This window comes from Streptomyces sp. NPDC051561 (assembly GCF_044454195.1).
Lineage (GTDB): Bacteria > Actinomycetota > Actinomycetes > Streptomycetales > Streptomycetaceae > Streptomyces.
The window spans coordinates 1-5297 of sequence record NZ_JBITDM010000055.1 but is presented as its reverse complement, the minus strand read 5'-3'; the positions used below and the strand labels follow the sequence as shown (position 1 = coordinate 5297).

The 5297-nt window shown below is 70.0% G+C and carries 6 protein-coding genes; all 6 read right to left on the bottom strand.

Features of this window, described 5'->3' with window-relative positions; all coding sequences use genetic code 11:
* Positions 1-63: 63 nt before the first annotated feature.
* Positions 64-240 (bottom strand): hypothetical protein, encoded by a 177-nt coding sequence (locus tag ACIA73_RS41825; protein ID WP_399444265.1) that lies wholly within the window; start codon positions 238-240, stop codon positions 64-66.
* Between the two features lie 100 nt (positions 241-340).
* Positions 341-1015, bottom strand: a complete 675-nt coding sequence (locus ACIA73_RS41820) for a hypothetical protein (RefSeq protein WP_399444264.1) — start codon at positions 1013-1015, stop codon at positions 341-343.
* Positions 1012-1614, bottom strand: coding sequence for a sigma-70 family RNA polymerase sigma factor (locus ACIA73_RS41815; RefSeq protein WP_399444263.1), 603 nt, complete (start codon positions 1612-1614; stop codon positions 1012-1014). The genes ACIA73_RS41820 and ACIA73_RS41815 overlap by 4 nt, the downstream gene beginning before the upstream one ends.
* A 457-nt stretch (positions 1615-2071) precedes the next feature.
* Positions 2072-2614 (bottom strand): hypothetical protein, encoded by a 543-nt coding sequence (locus ACIA73_RS41810; RefSeq protein WP_399444262.1) that lies wholly within the window; start codon positions 2612-2614, stop codon positions 2072-2074.
* A gap of 470 nt (positions 2615-3084) precedes the next feature.
* Complete coding sequence (locus tag ACIA73_RS41805) at positions 3085-4029, bottom strand: phosphotransferase (RefSeq protein ID WP_399444261.1); 945 nt, start codon at positions 4027-4029, stop codon at positions 3085-3087.
* Positions 4029-5183, bottom strand: coding sequence for a hypothetical protein (locus tag ACIA73_RS41800; RefSeq protein WP_399444260.1), 1155 nt, complete (start codon positions 5181-5183; stop codon positions 4029-4031). The genes ACIA73_RS41805 and ACIA73_RS41800 overlap by 1 nt, the downstream gene beginning before the upstream one ends.
* Positions 5184-5297 lie beyond the last annotated feature (114 nt).

The following is a 5297-nucleotide window of genomic DNA, read 5'->3' as shown; positions in this document are numbered from 1 at the left end:
GTAGATCTGCCGCCAGTTGCGGGGAGCCGTCGGGGCGACGACGGCTCCCCGCGTCCGAAGGATTCAGTGGCGCTGGAGCCAGAGAAGGATGAGGCTGACGGCACCGGTTCCGGCGCCGTAACAGGCGCCTCGGAGCAGGTGGGAGGCGGCGGTGCGGCGGCGCCGGACAGCCCAGCGCAGGAGTTGGCGGGCTCGTTCGATGGCCTTGCGGGCCCATGTGAGGGCATGGTTCATTGACATGGCGGCAGTCCTTCCAGGGGTGTGCCGTGCGGGAGCCCTGTCCGGCCGGTGGCCTTCGAACCTGAGGCCGGACCCGGGCTCCCCTTTTCTTGTTGGGCCGTCAGCGTCGGGCGAAGTCGCGCAGACGCTCCGCCAGTTGCTGGTCGGGGTGACGGATGATCAGGCAGCCGTCGTGTGCGGCGAGCCGGTCGATCTCCAGTTCCAGAATTTCGGTGGGTGCGGCTCCTGAGGTTCCGCGTTCGCGGGCGTACAGGGTGAGCGCGTCCAGCTGGCGCAGGAACCGTTCGTCCACGGTGTCCTGCTCGGGGTCCTCGGAGGGGCTCTTGATCTGCGCACGCCAGTGGGCGGCCTCCCTACTCTCGCTGCGCGAGGAGTGGTGCAGGTGCAGGCAGTAGGCGGCGGCCCGCAGTCCCGCGCCCGCGGCCAGCTGCCACCAGAACTGGGCGCTCTCGGGATGCCCGGTCAGGTAGAGCAGGCAGGCAAAAGCGAGGGCTCCGTTGATGTCCAGCAGGTCGCCACTGGCCGCAGTGACAGGTACGTCCTGCTTCTGCGCCTGGACCAGCCCGTCTAAGTGGTGGGCCGCTCCGGGGCTGTTGACAACCCAGCCGCAGATCACCGACAGCCGTTGCCCCGCGTGAGCAGCCGAGATCATGCTGGCGGAGCTCGTACGGCGGCTGCGCCCGGCGGCCAGACGCCGCAGCGCGTTGCCGACGTCGAAGGACTCGGGGTTGCTGGTCGGCACAGTGGCCTGGTCGAGGAACTGGTCGATGGTCACGCCTTGTCCTCCTCCTTCTTGGCCCGGGGCGCTTCAGGAAGACCGAGCTGGATCCGCAGCCGTTCCTTGCCCTTGCGCCCGTGGTAGTCGACGGTGCGTTCGTCCAGGCTCATGAACCGTGCGATCTGCGCGGTCCGGTAGCCCAGGAGGTGGCGCAGCACGATGACCTTGTACTGACGGGAGGGCAGCGCCAGGATCGCTTCATATAGGCCGGTGCTGCCCTCGGTGATTTCCAGGGTGGTCCTGATGCCCTTCAGGGCCTGGGCGATCGGCCCGTTGATCAGAAACGAGGGGTTGCGGCCCTCCTTCTCCAGCCGGCGGCTGACATGGCGGTGCAGCACCGCGAGCGTCAGCTGTTCCAGGTCGCCCTCGGTGAGGAGCTGCTGCCAGCCGTCCAGGATCTCCTGGGACACGTCATGAACCACCTCTTCGGCCGCCGGCCGGCTACCGAGGTGGATCTCCGCGTAGGCGTGGAAGAACTCCTGGTGCCCCAGGTAGAAGCCCTCGAAGTCGAGGGGGAGGTCCAGCGGCTCGTACACGTGCTGCGCGCCGGGGCCCGGCTGGGGGCCCGTGTTGCCGAGGACGTCGTCGTCGCTCACGCGGGCCTCCGGGATGCACTCATGCGGCTACCTCTTCGTTCAGGGCGGCGCATCCAACTCAGGCGCACCGGGGGGCTGTTGAGCCCTCAGCACCACCATGTCGAGAACGAGGCCGATCCACTCACGCCCGTACGAATCGAAATCACAGAGAGTTCGAATGTGCGTGCGTTAAGTGAGGCGTAAAATCGCACAATTGACCAGAAAGGTGCCGTGACCAGCCCGGGAGCTCCGGCGCTCCCCCGTGCACGCCGGAGCGAAAAGCAAGCACAGTGAGCCACATCACACGCGTGTGCGCAGACTCACCCGCCCGTGGAAGCCGTCTCCCTCATCAGGCCGCACGGGTCGTGCACGCGAAGCGCCCCCCGGGGACCGCAGGATTCGCGAGGGCGCTCGGATCAGCAGCCCGCGAGGGACTCCTGCAGGTGACGCGAGGTGGCACGGGAGCGCCCGGGCGAGGTCAGCGGGCGAGATTGGCGAGGTAGCTCTCGGTGGCGCTCCAGGGGGTCAGCTCGATGCCGAACCCGCCGGCGCCAGCGGCATCCTGGATGTGAACGAGGCGTCCGGACAGGTGGACGGTGTCACCCTGGCGGAAGGCGCCGGTGTAGGCACCGAGGTAGCTGCGCAGGTGAGTGATCCGGGGGGCGAACACTTCAGGTTCGTCGATCGTGGAGGCGATGACGGTGTCGACCTCGATGCTGTACAGCGCCGGGGTGGTTAAACCCTCACGGTGGTCAGTGATCCGGGCGAGCACGCTGATCTGCCCGACCTCCTGGGCGATCACGTTGTAGAAGGTGCGGTCGCCGTCGGCGCGCAGCGGTTCGCAGTTGATGTGCGCCCCGGCCCCGGCGGTGAGTCCCTGGAGCTTGCGGGCCTCCTGGCGCAGCAGGATGTCGAAGGACGACCCGGCCATGTACTTGGCCCGGCACAGGTACAAGCGGGTCAGGTCCTCCCCCTCGTACGGGCGGATCAGCGACCGCTCCCGGAAGAGGCGTTGGGCCACCTCGTACCCGGGGGGGGCCGTAGCAGACCAGGTCGATGTCCGAGCGGGCGCCCGCGACGCCGACAAGGAAGGCGCCGGTGACACCGAGGACGTCGTCGGCTTTCTGGTCGATGATCCAGCCGATGATGGCGAGCAGGTCCTTGCTCACGGCGGATCCGTCCAGCAGTGCCGGAGTCTCGTGCAGGGCGGTGAGGGCGTGACGGCACGAGTAGTGCCGTACGACGTCCTCGCGGGGCACTCCGGTGATCACGCAGCCGATCGCGGGTGCGTAGACGTAGCACTCGGGCCGGTCAGCAAGGATCCCGAACGCCTTGGAGACGACCGTGTTCTGCCGGTAGGTGGTGTTGAACAAGACCCGGTCGCCGCGCGCGTCGGGGTAGTACTTCACGTACCCCAGCCAGTGCGTGCTGGGGTGGGCGTCGCCGATCACCTTGAAGACGATGCCGGAGCGGTCCAGGAGGTAGTCCCGGTCACGGACGGTCGGCAGCGCCCTGCCCAGCGGCGAAGTCGTCCAGGGTGGGGAAGAGGGCGGTGTCGATGGTGCCGGTGCGCTCATACTGCTCGATTCCCTTCAGGACGAGGTGGCGCCGGTAGTGCCACTTCTGGTGTTTGTCGGCCCGGGCCGGGTCGGTGGGGCGCATCAACGCGAGGAAGAACAGGCTTTTGACGAGCAGGAAGGCCCCCAGATGCGAGCTCACCGGCTCGCTTCCGGCAGCTTGGGCCGCGGCGTCCAGCAGGGCCAGGTACCGCTTGCGCTGCGCCGAGGTCGCGGCGTAGCCCTTGGTGCCGCCCTTGAAGGCGATGACCTCCAGGGCCAGGGCGACGTCGTATCCCAGCGGCACCAGGCCGTGGTGCTGCCAGTCGATGACGCCGGCGGGCAGAACGTTGGGCAGTCCGTAGTCGAGGTGGCCCCACACCAGCGGCACCCCGCCCAGCTCGCGGGTGGCCCGGGCCAGGGCGGCGCGGGTGCGTGGGGTGTCGAGGTCGGGGTTCTCCGTGAAGACGTTGCCGGTGAAGCCCGCCTGCTCCACCCACTCCCCCAGCTCGCGGGGGCCGCCGGGCGCCGGGTGGCGGGCCTGTGCGGCCAGCAGCCGGGCGGAGACCTCACCGAGCTCATCGACCACCTGGTCGGCTACGGCCTGTCCGCCGTCCAGCAGGGCCAGCGCCCGCTCGTGCAGCGACTGGATGCCCAGGGACTCCTCGTCGACGAAGAACGTGCCGTCGTCCCGCTCCCCCTGCGCCAGGACCCGCGGCACCGGGTACCCCAGAGAGGCGGCCTTCTGCTGGAACGCCGCCTCGTCCCGCAGCGCGGTCCCTCCGGTGCGCCGGTAGCGGGTGCCGTCGGCCGAGACGAACACCGCCCCCTCGGCATCGGCGGTGCGCTGCTTGACGAGCTGCCACGCGAAAGTCCCCATCAGAATGCTCCCCTCTCCGGGGCCGGGGCCCCGGGGTTCTCCCGGTCGGCCAGGGCGCAGGCCAGCAGCCGGGCTTCCATCACCCAGCGCATATCACCTGCCGCCACGCGGTGCCGTAAATCAGCGAGGAGATCACCCTCCGGCGCGGGCGGCCGGGCGAGGTGGGCACGGCGCAGGAACTTCAGCAGGGCGGGCAGGCGGGCCATGCTCACCCCACTGCGTTCCCGCGCGGCGCACAGCGGCAGGTACCAATTGGTGAACACGTCCCGGAGCGCCTGGGCTTGGTGCACCTCGTACAGCCGGCCGCCCGCCGCCGCCTCGAAGTCGACCTTGCCGTGCAGCGCGTACCGCAGCTTCGTCGCACCGTAGCGGCGGAACGGCGCACCGTAGGCGGCCACGTGGGCTGCGGCGTTCTCGGTCACCGTCATCACCGGACACGCAGCGCCGCGTTCGACGGCGGCCGCGAGAACCGCGACGTGCAGTCCGGCCCGCGGGTCCAGCACCATCCCCTCCAGCCCGAGCTCCTCCAGGGACACGCCGTGGTCCCGGGTGCGGGAGAGCACCAAGAGCTCGGGGACGTCGTGGGCGATGTTCAGCAGGTGCGCGGGGGTGCGGGCACCGGCAGCGTGGACGTCGTCCCGGACGAGTACCGGAGGGTGTGCGGTGCGGTCGAAGACCAGCAACGCCCGGTGTGCTGCCCGGCTGGTGGTGTGCTCGCAGGCGCGGCAGTCGCCCGCCGTGCCGGGGCCGGCCATGTATCCGCAGCGGGCGCACAGCCGGACCGGCATGTCCTTCACGGCCAACGTCCCGTCGTCGAGCAGCGCCCGGATCATCTCCAGGGCCAGGGAGGCGACATGAGAGTCGGCGTCGGTACGCAGTCCTCCCGCCGGAGCGGGGCCGGACGCGTACTTCGCCGCCAGGGCCAGGGCCTCACGCTGTGGCCGGCCGACCGCCTCCCGGTCTGCCGCGCGGCGGTGGCGCACGTCCCCGTGGAGGGTGACGGTGTTCCACAGATGCGGCACCGGCGCCACTCCGAGGACCCCGTTCAGCGCCTCGGCAAGCCGGATGCCGGTGGCCTTGCCCGGACGTTCGGCGAGGCTGAAGTCGCCGTTCTGCACGGGGCCGTTGAAGTAGAGGACCGAGGTGAGCTTCACCGCAGGCTCCCCTCCGCGCAGTCCGGTTCAGCGGCGTCGACCTGGCGGAAGCGCCCGGCGCACCGCTCGTAGACCAGGACCCCCGCGTTCGGCGTCTTGCGCACCCTGGCCTCA

Excerpts from the sequence above, each read along its gene's own strand:
- ACIA73_RS41825 (WP_399444265.1), bottom strand. The coding sequence starts at position 240 with ATGTCAATGAACCATGCCCTCACATGGGCCCGCAAGGCCATCGAACGA.
- ACIA73_RS41805 (WP_399444261.1), bottom strand. The coding sequence starts at position 4,029 with ATGGGGACTTTCGCGTGGCAGCTCGTCAAGCAGCGCACCGCCGATGCC.